This window comes from Rhodobacter sp. (genome assembly GCA_020637515.1).
GTDB lineage: Bacteria > Pseudomonadota > Alphaproteobacteria > Rhodobacterales > Rhodobacteraceae > Pararhodobacter.
Genome location: JACKKG010000001.1, coordinates 380668 through 404989, shown reverse-complemented (window position 1 = coordinate 404989; position 24322 = coordinate 380668). Strand labels below are relative to the sequence as shown.

General features: G+C 68.4%; 23 protein-coding genes and 1 pseudogene. 13 read left to right on the top strand and 11 right to left on the bottom strand.

Annotated features, from left to right (window positions below; genetic code table 11):
- Positions 1-48: 48 nt before the first annotated feature.
- A complete protein-coding gene (gene hisA, locus H6900_01995) occupies positions 49-771 on the bottom strand; it encodes a 1-(5-phosphoribosyl)-5-[(5-phosphoribosylamino)methylideneamino]imidazole-4-carboxamide isomerase (protein MCC0072039.1) in 723 nt (240 codons plus the stop codon).
- A gap of 194 nt (positions 772-965) precedes the next feature.
- Here hisA and H6900_01990 point away from each other — a divergent pair, with 194 nt between their 5' ends.
- From H6900_01990 to H6900_01975, 4 genes are all read left to right on the top strand, one after another.
- Positions 966-1154, top strand: coding sequence for a hypothetical protein (locus H6900_01990; GenBank protein ID MCC0072038.1), 189 nt, complete (start codon positions 966-968; stop codon positions 1152-1154).
- Positions 1154-2614, top strand: a complete 1461-nt coding sequence (locus H6900_01985; protein MCC0072037.1) for a sodium:solute symporter family protein — start codon at positions 1154-1156, stop codon at positions 2612-2614. The genes H6900_01990 and H6900_01985 overlap by 1 nt, the downstream gene beginning before the upstream one ends.
- A 107-nt stretch (positions 2615-2721) precedes the next feature.
- A complete protein-coding gene (locus tag H6900_01980) occupies positions 2722-3654 on the top strand; it encodes a 3-keto-5-aminohexanoate cleavage protein (protein MCC0072036.1) in 933 nt (310 codons plus the stop codon).
- Positions 3655-3743: 89 nt separating this feature from the next.
- Positions 3744-4619: a 4-hydroxy-tetrahydrodipicolinate synthase gene (locus H6900_01975; GenBank protein MCC0072035.1), complete on the top strand. Its 876-nt coding sequence runs from the start codon at positions 3744-3746 to the stop codon at positions 4617-4619.
- Positions 4620-4872: 253 nt separating this feature from the next.
- Here the strand turns inward: H6900_01975 and H6900_01970 are convergent, their stop codons facing one another.
- The 8 genes and pseudogenes from H6900_01970 to H6900_01935 all read right to left on the bottom strand — a co-directional run bounded on the left by H6900_01970 (position 4873) and on the right by H6900_01935 (position 12776).
- The gene (locus tag H6900_01970; GenBank protein ID MCC0072034.1) at positions 4873-5757 is read right to left on the bottom strand and encodes a LysR family transcriptional regulator; all 885 of its coding nucleotides are present in this window, start codon (positions 5755-5757) and stop codon (positions 4873-4875) included.
- A gap of 133 nt (positions 5758-5890) precedes the next feature.
- Positions 5891-6561, bottom strand: a pseudogene (locus H6900_01965) (SDR family NAD(P)-dependent oxidoreductase).
- On the bottom strand, positions 6558-6962 hold the full coding sequence (locus tag H6900_01960) for a VOC family protein (GenBank protein MCC0072033.1): 405 nt from the start codon (positions 6960-6962) through the stop codon (positions 6558-6560). The pseudogene H6900_01965 and the gene H6900_01960 overlap by 4 nt, the downstream one beginning before the upstream one ends.
- Positions 6963-7021: 59 nt before the next feature.
- The gene (locus tag H6900_01955) at positions 7022-7585 is read right to left on the bottom strand and encodes a sarcosine oxidase subunit gamma (GenBank protein ID MCC0072032.1); all 564 of its coding nucleotides are present in this window, start codon (positions 7583-7585) and stop codon (positions 7022-7024) included.
- Positions 7578-10502 (bottom strand): (2Fe-2S)-binding protein, encoded by a 2925-nt coding sequence (locus tag H6900_01950; protein ID MCC0072031.1) that lies wholly within the window; start codon positions 10500-10502, stop codon positions 7578-7580. The genes H6900_01955 and H6900_01950 overlap by 8 nt, the downstream gene beginning before the upstream one ends.
- Positions 10499-10822 (bottom strand): sarcosine oxidase subunit delta, encoded by a 324-nt coding sequence (locus H6900_01945; protein MCC0072030.1) that lies wholly within the window; start codon positions 10820-10822, stop codon positions 10499-10501. Before H6900_01945 ends, H6900_01950 begins: the two co-directional genes overlap by 4 nt.
- A gap of 76 nt (positions 10823-10898) precedes the next feature.
- Complete coding sequence (locus tag H6900_01940; GenBank protein MCC0072029.1) at positions 10899-11402, bottom strand: hypothetical protein; 504 nt, start codon at positions 11400-11402, stop codon at positions 10899-10901.
- A 126-nt stretch (positions 11403-11528) separates the two neighbouring features.
- Complete coding sequence (locus H6900_01935) at positions 11529-12776, bottom strand: sarcosine oxidase subunit beta family protein (GenBank protein ID MCC0072028.1); 1248 nt, start codon at positions 12774-12776, stop codon at positions 11529-11531.
- Positions 12777-13004: 228 nt separating this feature from the next.
- Between H6900_01935 and ccmI the strand changes: the two genes are divergently transcribed.
- The 7 genes from ccmI (at position 13005) to recQ (ending at position 21089) form a co-directional block, all read left to right on the top strand.
- Complete coding sequence (ccmI, locus tag H6900_01930) at positions 13005-14246, top strand: c-type cytochrome biogenesis protein CcmI (protein ID MCC0072027.1); 1242 nt, start codon at positions 13005-13007, stop codon at positions 14244-14246.
- Positions 14246-14719, top strand: coding sequence for a Holliday junction resolvase RuvX (ruvX, locus tag H6900_01925; protein MCC0072026.1), 474 nt, complete (start codon positions 14246-14248; stop codon positions 14717-14719). Before ccmI ends, ruvX begins: the two co-directional genes overlap by 1 nt.
- A gap of 59 nt (positions 14720-14778) precedes the next feature.
- Positions 14779-15036 carry a DUF1289 domain-containing protein gene (locus H6900_01920; protein MCC0072025.1) on the top strand — a complete coding sequence of 86 codons (258 nt, stop codon included), beginning with the start codon at positions 14779-14781 and terminating at the stop codon, positions 15034-15036.
- Between the two features lie 98 nt (positions 15037-15134).
- Complete coding sequence (locus H6900_01915; GenBank protein MCC0072024.1) at positions 15135-16310, top strand: acetyl-CoA C-acyltransferase family protein; 1176 nt, start codon at positions 15135-15137, stop codon at positions 16308-16310.
- 104 nt (positions 16311-16414) lie between these two features.
- A complete protein-coding gene (locus H6900_01910; GenBank protein ID MCC0072023.1) occupies positions 16415-18634 on the top strand; it encodes a response regulator in 2220 nt (739 codons plus the stop codon).
- Positions 18635-18713: 79 nt separating this feature from the next.
- Positions 18714-19001, top strand: a complete 288-nt coding sequence (locus H6900_01905) for a YggT family protein (protein ID MCC0072022.1) — start codon at positions 18714-18716, stop codon at positions 18999-19001.
- A gap of 30 nt (positions 19002-19031) precedes the next feature.
- Positions 19032-21089, top strand: a complete 2058-nt coding sequence (gene recQ, locus H6900_01900) for a DNA helicase RecQ (GenBank protein ID MCC0072021.1) — start codon at positions 19032-19034, stop codon at positions 21087-21089.
- 11 nt (positions 21090-21100) lie between these two features.
- On the opposite strand, the gene H6900_01895 is transcribed toward recQ, so the two are convergent.
- Complete coding sequence (locus H6900_01895; GenBank protein ID MCC0072020.1) at positions 21101-21775, bottom strand: hemolysin III family protein; 675 nt, start codon at positions 21773-21775, stop codon at positions 21101-21103.
- A 171-nt stretch (positions 21776-21946) separates the two neighbouring features.
- Here H6900_01895 and H6900_01890 point away from each other — a divergent pair, with 171 nt between their 5' ends.
- Complete coding sequence (locus H6900_01890; protein MCC0072019.1) at positions 21947-22477, top strand: acyl-CoA thioesterase; 531 nt, start codon at positions 21947-21949, stop codon at positions 22475-22477.
- Between the two features lie 75 nt (positions 22478-22552).
- Positions 22553-23107, top strand: a complete 555-nt coding sequence (locus tag H6900_01885; GenBank protein MCC0072018.1) for a hypothetical protein — start codon at positions 22553-22555, stop codon at positions 23105-23107.
- Between the two features lie 87 nt (positions 23108-23194).
- Here the strand turns inward: H6900_01885 and trpS are convergent, their stop codons facing one another.
- Entirely contained in the window at positions 23195-24241 is a 1047-nt protein-coding gene (trpS, locus tag H6900_01880) for a tryptophan--tRNA ligase (protein ID MCC0072017.1), read from the bottom strand.
- Between the last annotated feature and the right edge of the window lie 81 nt (positions 24242-24322).

Genomic DNA, 24322 nt, shown 5'->3' with positions numbered 1-24322 from the left:
CCCCTTGAAAATCCCCGTGCGCGCCGCGGCCAGACCGAGGGCCCGGGCTCAGGCCTTGAGCGCGCGCAGCGCCTGGCCCAGATCGAGTTTTCCGTCATAAAGCGCGCGGCCAGAGATGGCGCCGTCCAGCGGCGCGCCGCAATCCCGGAGCGCGACGAGATCGGCCAGCGACGAGACCCCGCCCGAGGCGATCACCGGGATCGTGGTGGCGCGGGCCAGGGCCGCTGTCGCGCCGACGTTCGGTCCCTGCATGGCGCCGTCGCGGTCGATGTCGGTATAGACGATCGCTGCCACGCCTGCGTCCTCGAACGCGCGGGCCAGATCGGTGACCATGACATCGGTTTCCTCGGCCCAGCCCTTGGTGGCGACGCGGCCCTGGCGGGCGTCGATGCCGACCGCGACCTGCCCGGGAAAGGCGCGCGCGGCCTCGCGCACCAGGGTCGGATTTTCCACTGCCACGGTGCCCAGGATCACCCGGCGCAGGCCCTTGGCCAGCCAGGTTTCGATCGTGGCCATGTCACGGATGCCACCGCCCAGCTGGCAGGGCAGGGCGACGGATTTCAGGATCGAGTCGACCGCGCCGGCGTTCACCGGCTTTCCGGCAAAGGCGCCGTTCAGGTCCACCAGGTGCAGCCATTCGGCGCCTTGCGCGGCAAAGGCCGCCGCCTGCGCCGCCGGGTCGTCGTTGAAGACCGTCGCCTGGTCCATCGCGCCCTTGTAGAGGCGGACGCACTGGCCGTCCTTGAGGTCGATCGCGGGATAAAGGATCATGCTGTGCTCCGGTCTGGTCAGCCGGGGTTTAGCGCCCCGCCCGCGCGGATGCAAATCCCGTTCGCACCCGGCAGTTGCTTGACCGTATAGTAAAAAATGCTGCAAAAACAAGGGTTAGAGGTCTTTTCCCCTTGCGTGGTTGGCCGGCGCGTCCTACACGGCCCCCTTCCTTTGCGGCCGAGGAGGGGTGCACGATGGCGAAGCGAGGCGGGTTCGGGCTGTGGCTGGGGGCGCTGGCGCTTCTGGTCCTGGCGGGCGTGGCGGTGCCCTATGGCGTGCTGGCAGGGGGGCAGGGCTGGGCGGTCGCCGGGTTCTGGGGCGCCTTTGGTCTGGCGGTGATCGTGCTGATCGCGCTGGGCATTCGTGGCTGGAGGGACGCGTGATGCTGGCGCCAACGACGATCTGGACGGCGATCGCCGTCTTTGCCGGGTTGGGCCTGCTGCTGGCCTGGCGCGCGGCGCGGGCCAACACCGGCACGGCCGAGGATTACTACCTGGGCGGGCGCGCGTTCGGCGGTGTGGTCGCGGGCCTGAGCTATGCCGCGACGACCTATTCGGCCTTCATGCTGGTGGTGCTGACGGGGCTGACCTATCGCGGCGGGATCGGCGCGCTGGGGTTCGAACTGATCTATTTCGCGGGTCTGGGCCTGCTGGTGATCTTTGCGCCGCGCTTCTGGTTGGCGGCGCGGCGCTGGGGCTTCATCTCGCCGGCCGAGATGCTGGGCGCACGCTACGGCAGCCCCTGGGTGGCGCGGCTGGCGGCGCTGGTCGCGCTGGTGTTCCTGATGCCCTATTGCACCACGCAGATGGCCGGGATCGGCCTGCTGCTGTCGGGCGTCACCGGCGGCGAGATCACGCTGGTGCAGGCGGTGGCGACAGGTGCCTTGCTGGCGGCGGTCTGGACGCTGGTCGCGGGGATCCGCTCGGTCGCGTGGACGGATGCGGTGCAGGCGGTGGTGATGCTGGGCTCGGCGCTGCTGGCGATCCTGTTCGCGGTGGCGGCGCTGGGCGGCTGGGGTGCCTTTGCCGGCGGCGTCGCCGAGGCGCAGGGCGAACGGCTGGGCGTGCCCGGGCCCGGGCTGTGGAGCCTGGGCACCTTTGTGGCGCTGTCGCTGCCGTGGTTCTTTTTCGCGATTTCGAACCCGCAGGTCAGCCAGCGGCTGTTCATCCTGAAGGACATGGCGGCGATGCGGCGCATGATCCTGTGGGTGCTGGGCTTTGGCCTGGCGTTCACGCTGATCGCGGTGACCTGGGGCTTTGCCGCGCTGCAATTGGCGCCGGGGCTGGAGAATTCGGCCGCCGCGACGCCGGCGTTGCTGACCTCGGGGGCGATCCCGGCCTGGGTGGCGGTGCTACTGGTGCTGGGGATCCTGGCCGCCGCGGTCTCGACCCTCGATTCCATTGCGTTGACGCTGGGGGCGATGGTCGCGCGCGACCTGATGCGGCGCGCCCAACCCGGGGCGCAGATCCTGGCGGGGCGCGTTGTGGTGATCCTGGTCGTGCTGTTCGCCAGCCTGTTCGCGGTGCAAAAGGCGCAGATCGTCGATCAGTTGGCGGCGCTGTCGGCCGCGGGGCTGATGGTGACGGTTCCGGCGACGATCGGGGCGTTCTTCTGGCGGCGCGGCACGGCGGCGGGGGCGCTGGCGTCCATCGGCGGGGGCGCGGCGCTGGCGGTGTGGATGGCGATGATCCGGGGCGTGAGCGTGTTCAACCCGGTGCTGGCGCTCAGCGTGGGCGGGGCCAGCCTGGGCCTGTTCGTGCTGGTCTCGGTGCTGACGCGGCCGCGGGCCCAGGCGCTGGATTTCGACCTGCGCGCGGACCTCGACCGGGTCGGTGCCTGGTGAACGGCCGGCGACCGGGCGGGCAATAATGCCCGTCCGGCGCGGACGTGGTCTTGATTGCGGGCGGGCTTGGGACAATCATGGCGCGTCTATCGAAAGGACCGTCCGCCATGGCCAGAAAGCCGACGACCATCATCACCTGCGCTGTGACCGGTGCGATCCATACGCCGACGATGTCGGACGCGCTGCCCTGCACCAGCGACCAGATCGCCACGCAGGCGATCGCGGCTGCCGAGGCCGGGGCGGCGATCCTGCATCTGCACGCGCGCGACGATGCCACCGGGGCGCCGTCGATCGACCCGGCCGATTTCGCGCCGTTCCTGGCGCGGATCCGGCAGGCGACGGACGCGGTGGTGAACATCTCGACCGGGGGGTCGCTGACCGCGACGATCCAGGACCGGATCGCCCCCGCCAGGACCTTTTCGCCCGAAATGTGCTCGATGAACATGGGGTCGCTGAATTTCAGCTTCCACGGGCTGGCCGACCGCTACCAGGCGTGGAAGTTTGACTGGGAGCAGCCCTATGTCGCAGGGTCCGAGGGGAACATTTTTCGCAACACGTTCAAGGACATCAAGGAAGCCGCCGAAACGCTTGCGCCGCACCGGATCAAGTTCGAGCACGAGATCTACGATGTCGGCCATCTCTACAACCTGAAATTCATGATGGATCAGGGGCATTTCCGCGCGCCGGTGTTCTTGCAGTTCGTGCTGGGGATTCTGGGCGGGATCGGCGCCGACGTGGACAACCTGGTGTTTCTCAAGCGCACCGCCGACAAGCTGTTCGGCGACCAGTATCGCTGGTCGGTCCTGGCGGCCGGCGCGGCGCAGATTCCGCTGGCGGTGACGGCCAGCCAGATGGGCGGGCATGTGCGCGTGGGGCTGGAGGACAGCCTGTTCATCTCGCGCGGCGAGCTGGCCACGTCGAACGCCCAGCAGGTCGCCAAGATCCGCCGGATCATCGAGGATCTCGGTCATGCCGTTGCCACCCCGGACGAGGCCCGCGAGATCCTGGACCTCAAGGGTGGCGATCAGGTGGCGTTCTGACGGCCTTGAAAACCGTGGGGTAAGCGTCTATCCGGCTTGGATATGCGCGCAGGGACCCACCCGCGCGCGGCGCCGATATGGAGATGAGGATGTTCCGGGGATCGCTACCCGCTCTGATCACGCCGTTCCGCGACGGGGCGGTGGATTTCGAGGCGCTCGAATCGTTGGTCGAATGGCATATCGCCGAGGGCAGCCACGGGCTGGTCCCGGTGGGGACCACGGGCGAAAGCCCGACGCTGACGCATGACGAGCACGAGGCCGTCGTCGAGGCGGTGGTCAAGGCCGTGAAGGGCCGCGTTCCGGTGATCGCCGGGGCGGGTTCGAACAATACCGTCGAGGCCATCCGCCTGATCCGGCACGCCGAAAAGGTCGGTGCCGACGCCGCCCTGGTGGTGACGCCCTACTACAACAAACCGACGCAGGCGGGCCTGCTCGCGCATTATCGCGCGCTGCACGAGGCCAGCAGCCTGCCGATCGTGATCTACAACATCCCCGGACGCTCGGTCATCGACATGACGCCCGAAACGATGGGCGAACTGGCCGCACTGCCGCGGATCGTCGGCGTCAAGGACGCCACCGGCAAGATCGAGCGCGTCAGCCAGCAGCGCCAGACCTGCGGGCGCGATTTTGTCCAGCTTTCGGGCGAGGACGCAACCGCGCTGGGCTTCAACGCCCATGGCGGCGTTGGTTGCATTTCCGTCACGGCGAATGTCGCGCCGCGCCTGTGCGCCGAATTCCAGGAGGCCACGCTGCGCGGCGATTTCGCGTCGGCGCTGGACTATCAGGACCGGCTGATGCCGCTGCACACGGCGATCTTCCTCGAGCCGGGCGTGGCCGGCGCGAAATACGCGATGGCGCGCCTGGGCCTGTGCCGCGACGACGTGCGCCTGCCGCTGGTGGGCGTCAGCGCGCCGGTGGCCGGGGCCATCGACGCGGCGCTGCGTCACGCAGGCTTGCTGAACTGAACGAGGCTTGGGGGGCGGCTGCCCCCCAAACCCCCCGCTTCAAGGGGTCCGCGGGACCCCTTGAAAATCCCCGCGCCCTGTTCCGGCCCAGGTGCGGACTTTGCCCGTCTTTGTGCCCCAAATATCCCGGGGGTGAATTCGCGCAGCGAAGAGGGGGCAGCGCCCCCTTGCGCGCGGGCTTCAGCCCGCGCGCCCGGTCGCCCGAGGGCTGAAGCATGGAATGCTTCCGGCCGAGGGCGAAACCCGCGCCCGGTCAGTCACCCATCAGGGCTGCCAGGACCCTCGCTGCGGCGCTGTCGGGCCCGGCCGGCCGCAGCGGCCAGAGCGCGAGGCACTGGCCTGACGGTGCGGCGATGCCGAACGGGTCGATCAGCCGGCCGGTGCCCAGCGCCTGTTCCACCAGAGGGCGCGCGATGACCAACACGCCCGCGCCGTTCGCCGCTTCCTCGACCGCCAGCGCGGCCAGGCTGAGCACCGGGCCGCGCGGCTGAAACCCTGGCATGCCGGCCGCGTCGGCCCAACGGGTCCAGTTGCCCAGTGGGCCGGACAGGATCAGGGTGTGGGCCGGGGCGATCGTGGCCGGGTCGGGGCCCAGCGGCAGTGACGGGGCCGCAACGGCGATCAGGGGCGCGGCGAGGTTTCGCCCGATCGGGGGGCTGGTCTGGGCGCCGGCCGGGGGGGCGGTCGGGCGCGGGAACAGCGCCAGGTCGGCGGTGCCGCGCGCGGCGTCCGGCGCGGCCGCGGGTTGCGGGATCACGGTCAACCCCTGCGCCCGCAGCGCCGCCAGCCTGGGCGAAAGCCACAGCTGGGCCAGGTCTCCCGTGGTCGCGATCCGCACCAGCCCCGGCGCGGCTTCCGCTTCGAGCCGGTGCACGGCGGTTTCCAGGGCGCGAAATGCCTCGGTGAACTCGGGCAGCACCCGCGCACCCAGATCGGTCAGCGCCACGCCACGGTGGTGGCGGTCGAACAGCACGACGCCCAGCGCCGATTCCAGGGTTTTGAGATGCGCGGTCACGGCCCCCGGCGTCACGCCCAATTCCTGGGCGGCGGGGGCGAAGCCGCCCAGCCTTCCCGCGGCCTCGAATGCACGCAACGCGGAAAGCGGCGGCAATTTCGGTCGCGGTGGCTGGGCGGCCATTTTGCCTGTAGATTTCTTGCCTCAAAATTTCTTACCCTAAGAATAATAGGTCAGGCAATCGAAACTTCCCCTTGGAGCAAAGAAAAACCGCCCCTCAAGGGCGGTCCGGTGGCGATGCGGGGTGGGCGGGCGCTTACCAGGGGATGGGCTGGCGCTGGCGGTAGAATCCACCGGTCGGGCCGTCCTCGGGCAGGGTGGCCAGCCACAGGGGCGTGTCGGCGCCGTCCTCGGGGGTCAGTGGGGCATTGGCGCCGCCCATGCGCGTGGCGACCCAACCGGGGCAGGCGGCGTTGATCTTGACCCCCGGCGGCAGGTCGCGCACCAGCGCCCGGGTCAGCGCGTTCAGCGCGGCCTTGGCAATGCCGTAGGCGCCGGGCCCCTCGAGCCCCTCGGCATGGGCCCCCAACCGGAGGACAGGTTGACGATCCGCCCCCAGCCGCTTCGCCGCCAATGCGGGACATTCAGGCGGATCAGGTCAAGAGGGGCGTTCACCATCACCTCCATCGCCAGATCGAAATCCGACCTTGGCGAGAGCAGCGACGCGTCGGACAGCACGCCGGCATTGTTCACCAGGATGTCGAAACCGCCCGCCCGGGTGACGGCCTCGAAATAGCTGTCGGGGTCTTGCAGGTCGATGCGGGCAAAGGCGGTGCCCAGGTCCGCGGCCGCCTGCCGACCGGCGGCCTCATCGCGGGCGCCCAGCGTGACGGCGCAGCCGCGTGCCTTCAGCCCGGCGGCGATGGCGCGGCCGATGCCGCGGTTGCCGCCCGTGACCAATGCGGTGGGGTGCAGGGGGCGGATCATGGCCGCCCGTCCGTGAACTGGATCAGGTCCCAGAGCGTGCCGTAGAGGTCGCGGAACACGGCGACGATCCCATAGGGGGCCTCGACCGGGTCGCGCGCAAAGGTCACCCCCTTGGCCTTCAGATCGTGGTAGTCGCGCCAAAGATCGTCGGTCCTGAGGAACAGGAACACGCGCCCGCCGCTCTGATTGCCGACAAAGGCGGCCTGTTCCGGCGTGTTGGCGCGTGCCAGCAAGAGCGAGCTGGCGCCCGGCCCGCGGGGCTTTACCACCACCCAGCGTTTGTTCTGCTCGGGTTGGGGGGTGTCCTGGACCAGGTCAAAGCCGAGGGTGTCGCAGTAGAACGCGATCGCTTCGTCGTAGTCGCGGACGACCAGCGCGACATGCGCAAGACTTTGGGGCATGGCGGTCTCACGAGGTTGGGAACGGCGTATGCAAACGCCGTTCTACCGTCCTTTCCCCGTCAGCGATAGAGACCGACCTCGCCGCCCGGCTGCGCGACCGTGGCCAGCGCGCCCCAGACGTAACCGGCGACCGAACGGAAGCACACCAACCGCCAGTCGTTCTCGTCTTCGCGCCAGATCGCGGCGGCGACCTGTGCGGCGCGGGTGCGGCGCAAATCGCCCACCGCGAAGTCGCGGAAATCGACGGGGCAGAGCTTGGCCAGAACATTCCGTGCCTCGATCCCCTTGATCGTCACCATGGCGCGGGCATCGGACACGTTCGCGGCGGTGGCGAACTCGCCCGCCAGCGCCGTTTCCAGTGCGGCGACCGTGGTCGCGGCTTGCGCGTAGGGCACGACCAGCAGCAGCTCGTCCGGCGACATCCACAGCGCCTGCCCCCGGTCGCCGGTGGCGACGCGGCGGCGCGCCGGGACTTCGGCCCCGGTCGCGGCGCGCACGGCATCGGCCAGCGCGCCGGACGACAGGTCGCCCCGCAGCGTGATCATCCCTTGCAACCCGGCGTCCGCCAGATCCACCATGCCGGTGCTGTGCGCCCCGGCCAATGCGCTGACTGCATCAGACATTCTGCTTGTCCCCTGCCTTGTCGTAGAAACACGGATCGACGATCCGCGCGGCGACCCGTCCGCCGGTTTCGGTCTGGAACTCGATCACGTCGCCCATGCGGTCGGGGCCGCGATGGACCAGGCCCATGGCGATGCCCTTGCCCAGCGTGGGCGAGAAATAGGTCGAGGTGACGCGGCCCTGCGTCAGCGCCTGGCCATTGTCGTTCCTGCCGGGCAGCGGCGCCAGCGCGCCGTCGCCCAGGACCGATCCGTCCAGCGTTTCCAGCCCGACCAGCTTCCAGCGGTCAGGGGAAACCATGGCCTCGCGTTCCATGCCGCGTTTGCCCAGGAAGTCGGCCTTTTTCTTTGAGATCGCCCAGTTCAGCCCCAGGTCCTGCGGGATCACCGTGCCGTCGGTTTCATCCCCGATCATGATGAAGCCCTTTTCGGCCCGCAGGACGTGCAGGGCCTCGGTGCCATACGGCATGATGCCGAATTCGGCGCCGGCTTCGAGCAGCCGCTCCCAGAACGCCAGGCCCTGCGCGGCGGGCACGGCGATCTCATAGCTCAACTCGCCCGAGAACGAGATGCGGAAGGCGCGCGCGTCGAAGCCGCCCAGCTTGCCCTCACGCCAGTCCATGAAGGCGAAGCTGTCGCGGCTCACGTCCATGCCGCCCAGCTTTTCCAGCACCTTGCGGGCGTTGGGGCCGACGACGGCGATCTGCGCGAACTGTTCGGTCAGATTGACGACGTGGACCTTCCAGTCCCACCATTCGCACTGAAGCCAGTCCTCCATCCAGGCGTGGATGCGATCCGCCCCGCCAGATGTGGTGTGGCACAGCCAGGTGTCCTCGGACAGGCGCGCGACCACGCCGTCGTCCGACAGGAACCCGTTCTCGTTGCACATCAGGCCATAGCGGCATTTGCCGACCGGCAGGGTGCTCATGAGGTTGGTGTAGAGCATGTCCACGAAGCGGCCCGCGTCCGGTCCCTTGACCACCAGCTTGCCCAGGGTCGAGGCATCGAGCAGCCCGACCGAGCCGCGCACCTGCGTGATCTCGCGGCTGACGGCATGGGCATGACTTTCGCCGTCGCGCGGGTAGCAGAAGGGGCGGCGCCAATGGCCGACCGGCTCCCAGTGCACGCCGTGGCTTTCGTGCCAGTCGTGCATCGGGGTCTTGCGCAGCGGCTGGAAGATCTCGCCCCGGGCCTCGGCGGCGATGGCGCCCAGCGAGATCGGCGTATAGGGCGGGCGGAAGGTGGTGGTTCCGGTCTGCGGGATCGGCTGACCCAGTGCGTCGGACAGGATCGCCAGGCCGTTGATGTTGGACAGCTTGCCCTGGTCGGTCGCCATCCCCAGCGTGGTATACCGCTTGGTGTGCTCGACCGATTCGTAGCCCTCTTTCGCGGCCAGTTGCACATCCGAGACCTTGACGTCGTTCTGCGGGTCCAGCCACATTTTCGCGCGCAACAGATAGCCGGCCTGCGCCGGCATCATCCACACGGGCATCATCGGCGCGTCGCCCTCGTCGCCCAGATCGCCGTTCGCGGCGCCGACGCAGCGAACATAGCCCTTGCCGTCCTGGTTCAGTGGCGGGCGGTTCGGATCGGGGCGGAACAGGGCGCGGGCGTCGTCCCAGGTCAGCTTGCCACCGCAATGCGACCACAGGTGCACGACCGGCGACCAGCCCCCCGACATGGCGACCGCGTCGCAGGCCAGCGTCTCGGTGACCGCGCCGCCGTCGGAATCGAAGCGGCACAGCGCGAGCCCGGTCACCGCCTTGCCGCCCTCGACATGCCGGATGGCGGTGTGTTCGGCGATCCGGATACCGGCGGCGCGCACCCGGGCGGGCAGGGCGCCGGTCGCTTCGGTGCGCGCGTCGATCACGGCGGCGACGGTGACGCCGGCGGCGTGCAGCGCCAGCGCGGTGCGATAGGCGTCGTCGTTGTTGGTCACCACCACCACGCGGCGGCCCGGGGTCACACCCCAGTTCACCACATAGTCGCGCACGGCCGAGGCCAGCATCACCCCCGGCAGGTCGTTTCCGGCAAAGCTGAGCGGTCGTTCAATGGCGCCGGCGGCGTTGACGATCTCGCCCGCGCGGATGCGCCACAGGCGGTGGCGGGGCATGTCGGCGCCCGGCTGGTGATCGGCCACGCGTTGATAGGCCAGCGCATAGCCGTGGTCGTAAACGCCCGAAACCATGGTGCGGCTCAGCACGGTGACATGGGCCAGGCCGCTCAGATGGGCGAGCGTCGCCTCCACCCAGGCCTCGGCCGGCTGGCCCTCGACCTCGGCGCCATCGACGACGGCGCGGCCACCCCAATGCGCGGCCTGTTCGACCAGAATCACCCGCTGGCCTGCATCCGCGGCCGCCCGCGCAGCGGCCAGACCGGCGATCCCGCCGCCCGCGACCAGCACGTCGCAAAAGGCGTAGATCTGCTCGTAGCGGTCGGCGTCACGGGTTTCGGGGTGCGGCGCCTTGCCCAGACCGGCCGACTGGCGGACAATGGGTTCGTAGACCCATTTCCAGAACGGGCGCGGGTGGATGAACATCTTGTAGTAGAAGCCCGCCGGGAAAAAGCGCCACAGCTTGGCGTTGATCGCGCCGATGTCGAAATCGAGGCTGGGCCAGTGGTTCTGGCTGATCGCCTTCAGGCCCGAGAACAGCTCGGTCGTGGTGGTGCGCTGGTTCGGTTCGAACCGCTGCCCCTCGCCCATGCCGACCAGCGCGTTCGGTTCCTCGGCGCCCGAGGCGACGATGCCGCGCGGGCGGTGGTATTTGAACGACCGGCCGACCAGCGTCTGCCCCGCGCCCAGAAGGGCCGCGGCCAGCGTGTCGCCCGCGAACCCGCTGAGCGCCTTGCCGTTGAAGCTGAAGGTCATGGGGCGCGAGCGGTCGATCAGGCGGCCCCCGGATTGCAGTCGATGGCTCATTTGTAACCCTCCCATTCGGGGCGGCGGGCCTTGATCTTTGCGGTGATGTCGGCGGGCGGTTCGGTGGTCTGCGCGGGATAGGCGCCGTAAACCTCGAGCGTCATGGTGTCGCGGGCCATCAGGAACCACTTGCCGCAGCCAAAGGCGTGCCGCCAGCGTTCGAAATGCACGCCGCGCGGGTTCTTGCGGGCGAACATGTAGGCCTCGTAATCGGCATCGGTCGAGCCGGGGCCAAAACGCTTCAGATGCGCCTCGCCGCCATTGGCGAACTCGGTTTCCTCGGCGGTGACGCCGCAGCAGGGACAGGTCAGCAGCAGCATGGGGCCTCCAGTCGCGCGAACGGACCGGACGCGGCGATGCCACGGCCAGCCCGGACGGTCAGGTCAGGGGTGAGGGTCAGACGGCGGCGGATTGACGCCGTTGCAGCAGGGGCGACAGCAAGGCGCCAAAGATCGGCCCGGCCGCCATGAGGATCGTTTCGACCAGCCAGATGAGCCGCATCTCGTCGGGGCCGTGCGTGCTGCGCGTGCCGCCCGACAGACGCACGGTGACGCTGGCCGTTCCGCCCAGGGTTTCCAGCGTCGCGCGGATGCCCTTGGGTCCCTGCGCCAGCACCGAGGCAAGGCGCGCAAACCCGTGCTCCAGCCCGAACCACAACGCCCACATCGCAAAGACCGCGAACGCGGCGCTGAGCAGCCCAACACCCAGATTGGCCAGCATCCCGCGTTGCAGCGCCAGATGCACCACAAAGGCCATCACCACCCCGCCCAGCAGCACGATCGCATTGATCTTGAGGAACGGCAGCAGCGCCGAACTGGCCCCAAAGGCCGCGCCGGCAAGCGTGGCCACGATCAAGGCCTTCACGGCCGAGGCGGGCTGGACGGTGGGTTGACGACCCATGCGGAAACTCCCTGCGAACGGAATGGCGCAGGGTAGGTCGCGGCGCGGCCCGGGTGGGTTCAAACGGCGCGTGGCAAGACAGCGCGCCGGCCCGGCCCTCGGCCGGCTGGGAGGAGGTGTCCCGCATCAATGCGCCACCCCCGCCGCCACGCTTTCGTCGATGAAGCGCCCCTCGCGGAAGCGGAACATCGAAAAGTCGCGCGCCAACGATCCCGGCTCGCCCTTGGCGACCAGTTCCGCCATCGCCCACCCCGAACCCGGGATCGACTTGAACCCGCCGGTGCCCCAGCCGCAGTTGATGAAGGTGTTGCCCAGCGGCGTTTTCGAGATGATCGGCGAGCGGTCGCCGGTCATGTCCACGATCCCGCCCCATTGGCGCAGCATCTTCAGGCGCGACAGCATCGGGAAGGTTTCCACCAGCGCCCGCACCGTTTCCTCGATATGCATCCACGAGCCGCGCTGCGTGTAGTTGTTGAAATGGTCGGCGCCGCCGCCGATGACCATTTCGCCCTTGTCGGACTGCGACAGATACCCGTGCACGGTGTTCGCCATGACCACGCAGTCGATCGCCGGCTTGATCGGTTCCGACACCATCGCCTGCAACGCGACCGATTCGACCGGCAGACGGAAGCCCGCCATGTTCGCCAGATGGCCCGAATGCCCGGCGACGACGATCCCCAGCTTGCCACAGCCGATCGTGCCCTTGGTGGTGTTCACCGCCGAGACCACGCCACCCACGCTTTCGACGCCGGTCACCTCGCAGTTCTGGATGACATGCATCCCCATCTGCGAACATGCCCGGGCATAGCCCCAGGCGACGGCGTCGTGGCGCGCGGTGCCGCCACGGGCCTGCCACAGCGCGCCCAGCACGGGATAGCGCGGGCCCTCGATGTTCATGATCGGCACCAGGCGCTTGACCTCGGCCGGGCCGATCCAGCGGGTGTCGACGCCCTGCAGTGCGTTCGCATAGGCGGTGCGCTTGTAGCCGCGAACCTCGTGTTCGGTCTGCGCCAGCATCATCACGCCGCGCGGGCTGAACATGACGTTATAGTTCAGGTCCTGGCTGAGCGTCTCGTAGAGCGAGCGCGCCTTTTCATAGATCGCGGCCGACGGGTCCTGCAGATAGTTCGAGCGGATGATCGTGGTGTTCCGCCCGGTGTTGCCGCCGCCCAGCCAGCCCTTTTCGATGATCGCGACATTGGTGATGCCGAAATTCTTGCCCAGGTAATACGCCGTTGCCAGCCCATGCCCGCCGGCACCGACGATGATGACGTCATAATGCGGCTTGGGTTGGGGCGAGGCCCAGGCGCGTTGCCAGCCTGAATGCTGGCGCATCGCTTCACGGGCGATGGCAAAGACCGAATACCGAGTCATGGGCGCTCTCCTTCCGGGGCCGCGTTTGAATGCGTGATGGATCGCGGCGGGGCGAAACCCTTGGCTGCAAGCGGCACAATGCGGACAAAACCGACACAGGCGTCAAACTGCGTCGGCTCGCCGCATCCTGTGGCGCGTCCGGTGCCTTATGTCACGCCTCTATGAACGCGGTTTCGCTTTTTTCCCGGGCAGTGTCGGGCTAAGGAGGGCCGTCAGACAGGAGACGGCATGACGATCTGGTGGTTCCTTGGTCCGGCGCTGGCATTGTGCGTGCTGGTGGTCGGCTTGATCGCGCTGGGCCTGGCCCGTGGCGCCCGCGTGCGCGCGTCCGAACCTGGCGAGAAACGCGAGATGCGCATCTACGCCGATCAGTTGAAAGAAATCGACCGCGACCGGGCCCGAGGCCTGATCCCCGCGGACGAGGCCGAGCGGATGCGCGCCGAGACCGCCCGCCGCCTGCTCGAAGCCGATCGCAAGACCAGCGCCGAAACCGTCGAATCGCCACGCGCGATGCGGCGGGTCGCGCTGGTGCTGGCCCTGTCGGTGCCGATCGGCGCCGGGCTGCTCTATCTGCGCGAGGGCGTGCCCGGGATGGGTGACGAACCGCTGGCGCTGCGGTTCGCGCAGGCGGCCGAAATGCGCGCCGCGCGGCCCAGCCAGGACGTGCTGGAAACCGACTGGGCCAACGATCCCAACCGGCCCGCCGCGCCGCAGGTCGATCAGACCTATCTGGACCTGATGACCCGCTTGCGCGAGGCCGTCGCCAACCGTCCCGGCGATGCGCAGGGGCTGCGCCTGCTGGCCGTGAACGAGGGGAACCTGGGCAATCACGCGGCCTCGGCCCGGGCCTGGGGCCAGTTGATCGATGTCGAGGGGCAGGATGCCCCCGTCGCGGACCTGTCCGCGCTGGCCGAGGCGATGGTGCTGGCGACCGGCGGCATCGTCTCGCCGCAGGCCGAGGTCGTGCTGCAACGCATCCTGGAACGCGACCCGCGCAACGGGTCGGCGCGGTTCTACCTGGGCTGGATGTTCATTCAGACCGGGCGGCCCGATCTGAGCTTCCGCATCTGGCGCGGGCTGCTTGAAGACAGCAACCCCGACGATCCTTGGGTGCCCTCGCTCAGGCAGGCGCTGCCCGAACTGGCGCAGATCGCGGGTGTTCGTTACACCTTGCCGCCCGAAGGCGGCAGCCGGGGCCCCTCGGCCGCCGACATGGCGGCAGCGGCGGACATGACCTCGGGCGAGCGTCAGCAGATGATCGGAAACATGGTCGAGGGGCTGGCCGCCCGGCTGTCCAACCAGGGCGGCACGCCCGAGGAATGGGCGCGCCTCATCAATGCGCTGGGCGTTCTGGGACAGGCCGACCGCGCGCGCAGCATCTGGGCCGAGGCCCGGCAGGTGTTCGCCGACCAGCCCGACGCCATGGCACAGATCGACGCCGCCGCCCGCCAACAGGGGTTCAGCGACTGATGCCCGTCTTTCCCGAGACCGCCGCCTTTGTCGCCGCGTTGCCCGCTCAGGGCGCGCTGGCCGGCCTGGATCTGGGGGAAAAGACGATCGGTGTCGCGATCTCGGACCTCAGGCGCGGGGTGGCCACGCCGATGGAAACCGTCCGGCGCAAGAAATTCACCCTGGACGCCGCGCGTCTGATCGAGATCGCCCAGTCGCGCGGGCTGGCGGGCTTCGTTCTGGGCCTGCCGCTGAACATGGACGGAACCGAAGGGCCGCGCTGCCAGTCCACGCGCGCCTTTGCGCGGAACCTGTCGGCGCTGACCGACCTGCCGATCGGCTTCTGGGACGAACGGTTGTCCACCGTCGCGGCCGAACGGGCGCTGCTGGATTTCGATACCTCGCGGGCCAAGCGCGCGCAGGTGATCGATCATGTTGCCGCCGGGTTCATCCTGCAGGGGTTTCTGGACAGATTGGCCGTGATGCGTCGCTGACGGGCTGGAAACCCCGCTCCAGCCGGCTATCTTGCCAGCGGAACAAGCCGAGGGCCGTCATGAACCAGCTTTCCAAGGGCACGATCTGGCAACGCGACGAGATCGACAGCCCCTGCGTGAAGATCTGCGTGATCCACCCCAGGGCCGGGATCTGCGCGGGCTGCTATCGCACCCTCGACGAGATCGCCGCCTGGTCCGCGATGGCACCCGAATCCCGTGCGCAACTGATGACCGAACTGCCCGGACGGGCGAGCCAGTTGAAGAAGCGGCGTGGCGGCCGCGAGGGGCGTCTGGCCGCCGATGGCGCCGACGACTGACCGCCTGACGTTGCGTCCCGCCGCGCTGCGGCGCTTTGTCTGACGGGGCCGGGGGGCTATAGATCGGCCCAGGCAACCCCACAGCGAAAGGCCTTGTCATGGACGAGATCGTCATCCTCAGCGGCGCCCGCACCGCCATCGGCACCTTCGGCGGAAGCCTGGCGGGCATCCCCGTGTCGCAGACCGCGACCCATGTGACCAAGGCTGCGCTGGAACGCGCCGGTGTCGCGCCCGCGCAGATCGGCACGGTGGTCTTTGGCCATGTCATCAACACCGAGCCGCGCGACGCCTATCTGTCGCGCGTGGCGGCGATCCAGGCGGGCATCCCCGACAGTGTCCCGGCGATGAACGTGAACCGGCTGTGCGGATCGGGCGCGCAGGCGATCGTGTCCGCGGTGCAGGCGCTGGCGCTGGGCGACGCGCAATTCGCGCTTGCCGGTGGTGCCGAATCGATGAGCCGCGCGCCCTATATCCTGCCCGCCGCCCGCTGGGGCCAGAAGATGGGCGATGTCGGCGCGCAGGACATGATGCTGGGCGCGCTGACCTGTCCGTTCGGCACGGGCCACATGGGCGTCACGGCGGAAAACGTCGCGCGCGAATGCGGTGTCACCCGCGAGGCACAGGATGCCTTTGCCCTGGAAAGCCAGGTGCGCGCGGCGCGGGCGATCGCCGAGGGCCGCTTCAAGGATCAGATCGCGCCGATCATGGTCAAGAGCCGCAAGGGCGAGGTCGCTTTTGACACCGACGAACACCCCAAGGCGACCAGCCTCGAGGCGCTGGCGGGGTTGCGCCCGGCCTTTGACAAGGCGGGCACCGTGACGGCGGGCAACGCCTCGGGGATCAACGACGGCGCCGGGGCGGTGGTGCTTGCGCGCGCCGACGCGGCCGAAGCGGCGGGGCTGAAACCCCGCGCTCGCGTCGTTGGCTATGCCGTGGCCGGGGTCCGCCCGGAAGTGATGGGCATCGGCCCGATCCCCGCGGTCGAGGCGCTGCTCAAACGCACCGGTCTTTCGGTCGCGGATTTCGACGTCATCGAATCGAACGAGGCCTTTGCCGCGCAGGCCCTGGCGGTCAACGCAGGCCTGGGACTGGACCCGGCCCGCGTGAACCCCAACGGCGGCGCCATCGCGCTGGGCCACCCGGTGGGCGCCACGGGCGCCATCGTCACGGTCAAGGCGATGTATGAACTCGAACGCATCGGTGGCCGCTATGGCCTGATCACCATGTGCATCGGCGGCGGCCAGGGGATCGCGCTGGCAATCGAGCGTCTCTGACGAAAAATCCTGCGCGAATTAAGCAGGTCTTCACCCCTGACGGGAATGTTGGAGGGACCGGCATCCGTGCCGGTCCTTTTCCTTTGTCCAGTCCACGGGACCCGATGACGCTGTTCGACAAGCTCACGCAAGAACGCCGCGCGCGGCTGACCGCCGAACAGCGGCTGGATTATCGCACCCGTGAACTGGACACCGCGCTGTCCCAGCTCGATGCCGCCCGGCGTGAATTGCAAAGCCTGCGCAATCAGGGCCGATCCTCGGCGCTGGAGGAAGCGCAGCGCGCCGCCGAGGTGCAGGTGCTGCACAACCGTGTCCGCGAGGAAGCCGAAACCGCGCATCGCAGCGCCGTCATGGCGGAACGGCGCTTGTGGGATTCCGTGAACACCATTCGCGACGGCTTTGCCGTGTTCAACCGCAACCAGGATCTGGTGATCGCCAATCAGGCCTATCTGGGCGTGTTCTCGGGCTTTTCCGAGGTGCAGCCCGGCATCCCCTATCGCCGCCTGGTCGAGATCCTGGCCTATGAGGGGCGCGTGCAACTGGACGGCGTCAAGGCCGAGGACTGGATCGCGATGATGATGGCCCGGTGGGAGGGCGAGCGCATCGACCCGATCATCCTGACCTTCAGTCGCGGCGACACGGCGCGCATCCACGACCGGCGCGCGCGCGGCGGGGACATCGTCAGCCTGGTGCGCGACATCACCGAAACCCAGCGCCACGCCGCCGAGCTGGAGGAAGCGCGCGCCCGGGCCGAGGCCGCGAATCGTGCCAAATCCGCCTTTCTGGCGAACATGAGCCACGAGATCCGCACGCCGATGAACGGCGTCGTCGGCATGGCCGAACTGCTGTCGGACACCGATCTTTCCGACGAACAGCGCCTTTATGCCGATACCATCCGGTCCTCGGGCGAGGCGTTGCTCAACATCATCAACGACGTGCTCGACTTCTCCAAGATCGAGGCCGACAAACTGACCCTGCACCCCGAGCCCTTCGATCTGGAACGCTGCATCCATGAGGTGCTGATCCTGTTGCAGGCCGGGGCGCGCAACCGCTCGATCGACCTGTTGATGGACTATGACCTGTTCCTGCCGACCCGGTTCCTGGCCGATCCGGGGCGGATGCGGCAGGTGATGACCAATCTCATCGGCAACGCGGTCAAGTTCACCCAACGGGGCCATGTGCTGATCCGCGTCGTCGGGGTCGAAACCGACGCCGGCCACCACCAGTTGAATGTCACGGTGGAAGACACCGGCATCGGTATCGCGCCTGAGAACATCGATCGCATCTTCGGCGAATTCGCCCAGGTGGACGACCAATCCACCCGCCAGTTCGAAGGCACCGGTCTGGGCCTGGCGATCACGCGGCGGCTGATCGAATTGATGGGCGGGCAGATCTGGGTCGAAAGCGAGCTGGGCAAGGGGTCGTGCTTTGGCTTTTCACTGACGCTGCCGCGCGCCGAGGACAGCGAACCCCTGGCGGCGCTGCCGATCCTGCTGCACCGCGTTCTTGTGGCGGATGACCAACTCGTCAACCGCACGATCCTGGACCGCCAACTGGTCGCGCAAGGGCTCGATGTGACGCTCTGCGCCTCGGGGGCCGAGGCCTTCGAAGCCCTGTCCACCCATGCGCCCGGGTATTTCGACCTGCTGCTGACCGACCACGAGATGCCGGGCATGAGCGGGCTGGACCTGACCGCGAAACTGCGCGCTGCCGGTCACACGCTGCCGGTGATCCTGCTCAGTTCGGCGCCCACGGTGGTGCGCGATCACCCGGCCACGTCGGACCTGCGCGCGATCTTGCAAAAACCGCTGCTGCGGCACGATCTGGTGCGGCACCTTCAGGCGCTCTCCAATCCCCAGGCCGAGCCGCGCCCGCGTCCGCTGCCGGCGCCAGCGGTCGTCGGGTCGGGATCGGGGCGACGGATGCGCCTGCTCACGGCCGAGGACAACCGGACCAACCGGCTGGTGTTTTCCAAGATGGTCGCGGATCTGGCGGTCGATATCCGCTTTGCCGAAGATGGCGCCCAGGCGGTCGAGGCGTTTCGCGCCCAACGACCGGACCTGATCTTCATGGATATTTCGATGCCGGGCATGGACGGCCGCACGGCCACCCGCGCAATCCGCCAGTTGCCGGGCGGCGCGCAGGTCCCGATCATCGCGCTGACCGCCCATGCCATGCCCAGCGATCAGGACGACATCCTGGCCGCCGGCATGGATCACGTGCTGACCAAGCCGCTGAAGAAGCCCCTGCTGATCGACATGATTGCCCGCTATCGCCCCGACGAGACCTGCCCGCTGGAGACCCGGCTGGACGACACCGGCTGATCCCGCCTGTGGGGTTGCGCGCGGCACGTGCAGGCCTTACCTGAGGGGACGGACCGGCCCGGACACAGTTGGAGAGACCATGCTGTCGCTGCTCACGATCATCCTCCTGATCCTCAAGGTGATCTGGTATATCGTCATCGCCCATGTCATCATGAGCTGGCTCATCAACTTCCAGGTGCTGAACCTGCGCCAACCCCTGGTCGCGCAAATCTGGGACGGGCTGAACCGGATTCTCAATCCGGTCTACAGCCGTATCCGCCGGTTCCTGCCCGACATGGGCGGGCTGGATCTGTCCCCGATGATCGTGCTGTTGGGGATCTATGCGATCCAGATCGTCATCGCCAACAACCTGCCCGCCTTCTACTGAACCGTGGAGGCCCGCGCGCCAGAACGAACGCTGGACCTGCTGGCGCGGGTCTTTGGCTTTTCGGCCTTTCGCCCCGGTCAGGCCGAGATCGTCGAAGCGGTCACCCAGGGCCGTGACGTGCTGGCGATCATGCCGACCGGCGGGGGCAAATCCCTGTGTTATCAATTGCCTGCCCTGGCGCGGGACGGGTTGACGGTGGTGATTTCGCCGCTGATCGCGCTGATGCGGGACCAGGTCCGCGCCTTGCAAGAGGCCGGGGTCGCGGCCGGGGCTCTGACCTCGGGCAACACGGCCGACGAAAACGAGGAAATCTTCGCCGCGCTCGATGACCACCGGTTGAAGCTGCTCTACATCGCGCCCGAGCGGCTTGCGTCCTCGGGCACGACGGCGCTGCTGAGACGGGCAGACTGCACGCTGATCGCCGTGGACGAGGCGCATTGCGTCAGCCAGTGGGGGCACGATTTCCGGCCCGATTACCTGCGCATCGGCGATCTCAGGCGCAGTCTGGGGGTGCCGCTGGCGGCCTTTACCGCCACCGCCGACGCCGCCACCCGGGTCGAAATCACCCACCGGCTGTTTGACGACGCCACGCCCGAGGTGTTCCTGCGCGGCTTTGATCGGCCGAATATCCGCCTGGCCTTTGCCGCCAAGGACAACCCGCGCAAGCAGATCCTGTCCTATGCGGCGGTGCGCAAGGGGCAGGCCGGGATCGTCTATTGCGCGACGCGCGCGCGCACCGAAACACTGGCCCGCGCGCTGGAAGAGGCCGGGCACAGCGCGCGCGCCTATCACGGCGGGCTGGAAGATTGGGACCGGCGCGCGGTCGAGGACGCCTTCAAGACCGAGGATGGGCTGATCGTCTGCGCGACCGTCGCCTTTGGCATGGGGGTGGACAAGCCCGATGTCCGTTGGGTCGCGCATGCCGATCTGCCCAAATCGATCGAGGCCTATTACCAGGAGATCGGCCGCGCAGGCCGCGACGGGCTGCCCGCCGACACGATGACGCTGTTCGGGGCCGACGACATCCGCCTGCGCCGCGCCCAGATCGACGAATCAAACGCGCCAGCGGACCGCCGCGAGGCCGATCACGCGCGCCTCAACGCCTTGCTGGGCCTGGCCGAGGCCACGGGGTGCCGCCGGCGGATGTTGCTGGCCTATTTCGGCGAGGTCAGCGTGCCCTGCGGCAACTGCGACCTGTGCGAAAGTCCGGTTCAGACCTTCGACGCGACCGAAGCCGTGCGCAAGGCGCTGTCGGCGATGCTGCGCACGGGCGAAAGCTTTGGCACGCAGCACCTGATCGACGTCCTGATGGGCAACCGCACCGACAAGATCGCGGCTCGCGGGCACGATCACCTGCCGACTTTCGGGGTGGGGGGCGACATGGCGCGAGCCGCCTGGCAGGGGGTGTTCCGTCAGATGATGGGGCGCGATCTGGTGCGGCCCGATTCCGAACGCCACGGCGCCCTCAGGATGACCGAGGCCGCGCGCCCGGTGCTGCGCGGCGAAAGCAGCCTGACCTTTCGTGCCGATACCGTGCAGCGCACCGCGACCCGAGCCGAGCCGCGCGCGCTGGTCTCGGACGAGGACGCGCCCCTGCTCAGCGCGTTGAAGGCCTTGCGCCGGGCGTTGGCGGATGCGGCGAACGTGCCGCCCTATGTCATCTTCAACGACCGCTCACTGATCGAAATGGCCGAGAGCCGGCCGCAGACGCTGGATGCCTTTGCGCGGATCTCGGGCGTCGGCGCGACCAAGCTCGAGCGTTACGGCACCCGCTTTCTTGAGGTCATCACCGGGGCCCCGTCGCCCGCGCCCCATCCGGCGCGCCGCAAGTTGGCCGGGACCGAGGCCGGCACGCTCTACGATCGGCTCGAAGCCGCGCAGCGCGATCTGGCCCGTGGCGAGGACGGCACGCAAAAACCGATGTCCTGCACCCATACGACATTGCGCACGATCGCCGAGCGCCGGCCCGCGACCCATGCGGACCTTGCGCGCATCGCGGGCATGGGACCGGCCAAGACCGAGCGATTCGGATCGGCATTTCTGGCCATTCTGACCGATTGCGAGGCGGACGACGAGGCCGGCGAATAGGCTGGCGGCGGTCAGACCAGCGCGGTTTCGGGGCCCAGCAGCACGAACACCAGAACGGCGGCGTAGAACACGAAGCTCGCCGTCAGCACAAAGACGTGCCAGATGGTGTAGTGGAAGGGCAGTCGCCGCCACAGGTAGAACACGACGCCCAGCGAATACAGCACGCCGCCCGTGATCATCAGCACCAGAACCGCCGTCGGCAGGCTGGCGAACATCGGGCCGCCCGCGACCAGACCGGCCCAGCCCATGCCCAGATACAGCGCCAGCGCCGCCCATTTGAAGCGTTCGGGCGAGATGACCTTCAGCGCGATGCCAGCCGCCGCCGCGCCCCAGATGCCTGCTGTCAGCGCGGCACCCTGGCCCGACAGCAGCGTGAACGGCGTGTAGGTTCCCGCGATCTTCAGGTAGATCGCCCCATGATCGAGCCGCCTGAGCAGCCATTCGCGGGCCGCGCCCCAGCCCGAGGTCTCACCGATGTTGTAAAGCGCCGAGCACAGGATCATCGCCACCAGCGCGCCGCCATAGATCGACACGCCGGTGACCGAGGCCGCATCGCCGCGGAAAAGCGCGGTCAGGACGATCAGCACAGGCACCGCCATCAGCACCAGCGACAGGCCGGTCACATGGACCACTGCATCCGAGATCTGCTCGGCCCGGGAATAGGCTGTGCGCATCGCGCCGGTCATGATCTCTCCTTTGGTTGCGATCAGGATACGCCGCTGCCCCGTTTCGGGCAATGACGACCCAAGGGCAAGCTTGGCGCGGATTCGTCACCATTTCGTCACCGCGTGACGTGACGCACGGCTTGACCTCGGACGCGGGGCGGGTCAGGACGCCCGCGCAAGGAAAGGGCGCGCATGTATCCTCTGGTTCGACTGGTCAAGGAATCGCTCAAGTTTCGCGGCCGCCCGCTGGCGCCTCTGGACACGCATGTGTCGCGGCACATGTGCTGGCCCTGGGATCTGGACCCCTGGATGGAACTGAACAACGGGCGCACGCTGACCCTCTATGATCTGGGGCGGGTGCCGTTTTCCGTGCGGATCGGCATGACGGCGGCCTTGCGGCGTCAGGGCTGGGGGATGACCGTGGCCGGGTCCAGCGTGCGCTACCGCCGCCGCATCCGCATGTTGCAGACCTTCGAGATGCGCACGCGGCTGATCGGTTGGGACGCGCGGTTCTTCTATATCGAACAGTCGATCTGGCGCGAGGGCGAGGCGCTGAACAACGTCCTGATCCGCAGCGCCGTCACCGACGCGCAGGGGATCGTCGCGCCCCACAGGATGATCGCGGCGATGGGCTGTTCCGGTCTGGAAAGCCCCGCCTTGCCCGGCTGGGTTCAGGCCTGGGTCGCGGCGGATGCGCAACGCCCCTGGCCACCGCTGGGCTAGGCTTGGCCAGGCTCGCGGGCTTTTCTTTGCTGGCGAAACGGCTAAGTTGGCGGGAAACGCTTGGTGGAGTCGCGGATGGCGGGGATCGGACACAACAACGGCCCGACGATGGAAGCCGGCGAAAGCTGGCGCCGGCATGCCTGGGGCAAGGCGCGCGCGCGGCTGCTGCCGGTGCTGCCGATCGAGGTCGTGCGCCTCAGGGTGAAACGCGCGGCGGAACTGGGGCTCGATTACCGGACCTATGCGTCGATCCGGGCGGCCTCGGGGCATGACGTGATCGCGTTCCTGTTCTCGACCAACGCGCTGCGCCTGCTGCCCCCGCATCCGGTGCTGCCCCTGGATCGCGATGCGAGGCTTTCCGCGCTGTCGGGCGTCGCGCGCGAGGCGCTGGCCAGAAAACCCCTGAATCCGGCGCAAATTCCGGACCTGACCGACGGGCTGATCGAGCGCGCGCATGAGGCGCCGCGCCCCTTCGCCGGCTGGGGCGAGGCGCGTCGCCAGATCCTGGCGGCGCTGCCCTGCGCGGCGGACCGGGTGGTGATGGTCGGCGACACGGCCGAGGAACGGGATTGGGCGCAGGCGGCGCGGCTGGCGTGGTATCTGCCCGCGGATCGCTATTTCGCCGCGTGACGGCACCGCGCCGGCGGGGTTCCAAGGGGGGCCGCCGGCCCCCTTTGGCGAGGGGGTGCGGGGGGCGAGAAGCCCCCCGCTGCCCGCTCACCGCGAGCGGATCATCCCGGTGATGTCCAGCGTCCGCTTCAGGATCGGCTGGGCGATCGCATCGGCGCGGTCGGCGCCGTCGCCCAGGATGCGGTCGATCTCGGCCGGGTCCTGCATCAGGTTTTGCATCCGGCCGGTGATCGGCGACAGCTTCTCGACCGCCAGATCCGCAAGCCGCGGCTTGAACACCCCGAACCCCTGGCCGGCATAATCGGCCAGCACCTGGGCCTGCGACTGGCCCGCCAGCGCGGCATAGATGTTCACCAGGTTCTTCGCCTCGGGGCGTTCGGCCAGCCCGTCCATGGTTTCGGGCAGGGGTTCCGCGTCGGTCTTGGCCTTGCGGATCTTGCGGGCGATGGTGTCGGCGTCGTCGGTCAGGTTGATCCGCGAGGCATCCGACGGGTCGGATTTCGACATCTTCCTGGTGCCGTCGCGCAGGCTCATCACCCGGGTCGCGGCGCCTTCGATCACGGGTTCGGTGATCGGGAAGAAATCGACCTTGTAGTCGTGGTTGAACTTGGTCGCGATGTCGCGCGTCAGTTCCAGATGCTGGCGCTGGTCCTCGCCCACCGGCACATGCGTCGCGTGATAGAGCAGGATGTCCGCCGCCATCAGCGACGGATAGGCAAACAGCCCCAACGAGGCCTTTTCCGCGTCCTTGCCGGCGGTCTTGTCCTTCCATTGCGTCATGCGGTTCATCCAGCCCATGCGGGCCACGCAGTTGAACACCCAGGCCAGTTCGGCATGGGCCGAGACCTGGCTCTGGTTGAACAGGATCGACCGTTTGGGGTCGATCCCGGCGGCGATGAAGCCGGCCGCGGCCTCGCGCGTCTGGCGGCGCAGCGCGTCGGGGTCCTGCCAGACGGTGATGGCGTGCAGATCGACCAGGCAATAGACCGTCTCGATCCCCTCGTCCTGCTTTTCGACGAACCGTTTCAGGGCGCCCAGGTAATTGCCCAGCGTCAAGCCGCCCGACGGCTGAATGCCCGAAAAGATGCGCGGTTTGAACTTGGCATTCGGCGGGGTGGCTACGGTGTCGGCCATCTGCCTCACTCCATGGTGGAAAATCCGGTTCCGTTCGCTTATCGCTGGCGGGCCGGGGCGTCAACCGAACCCCAGCGGAGG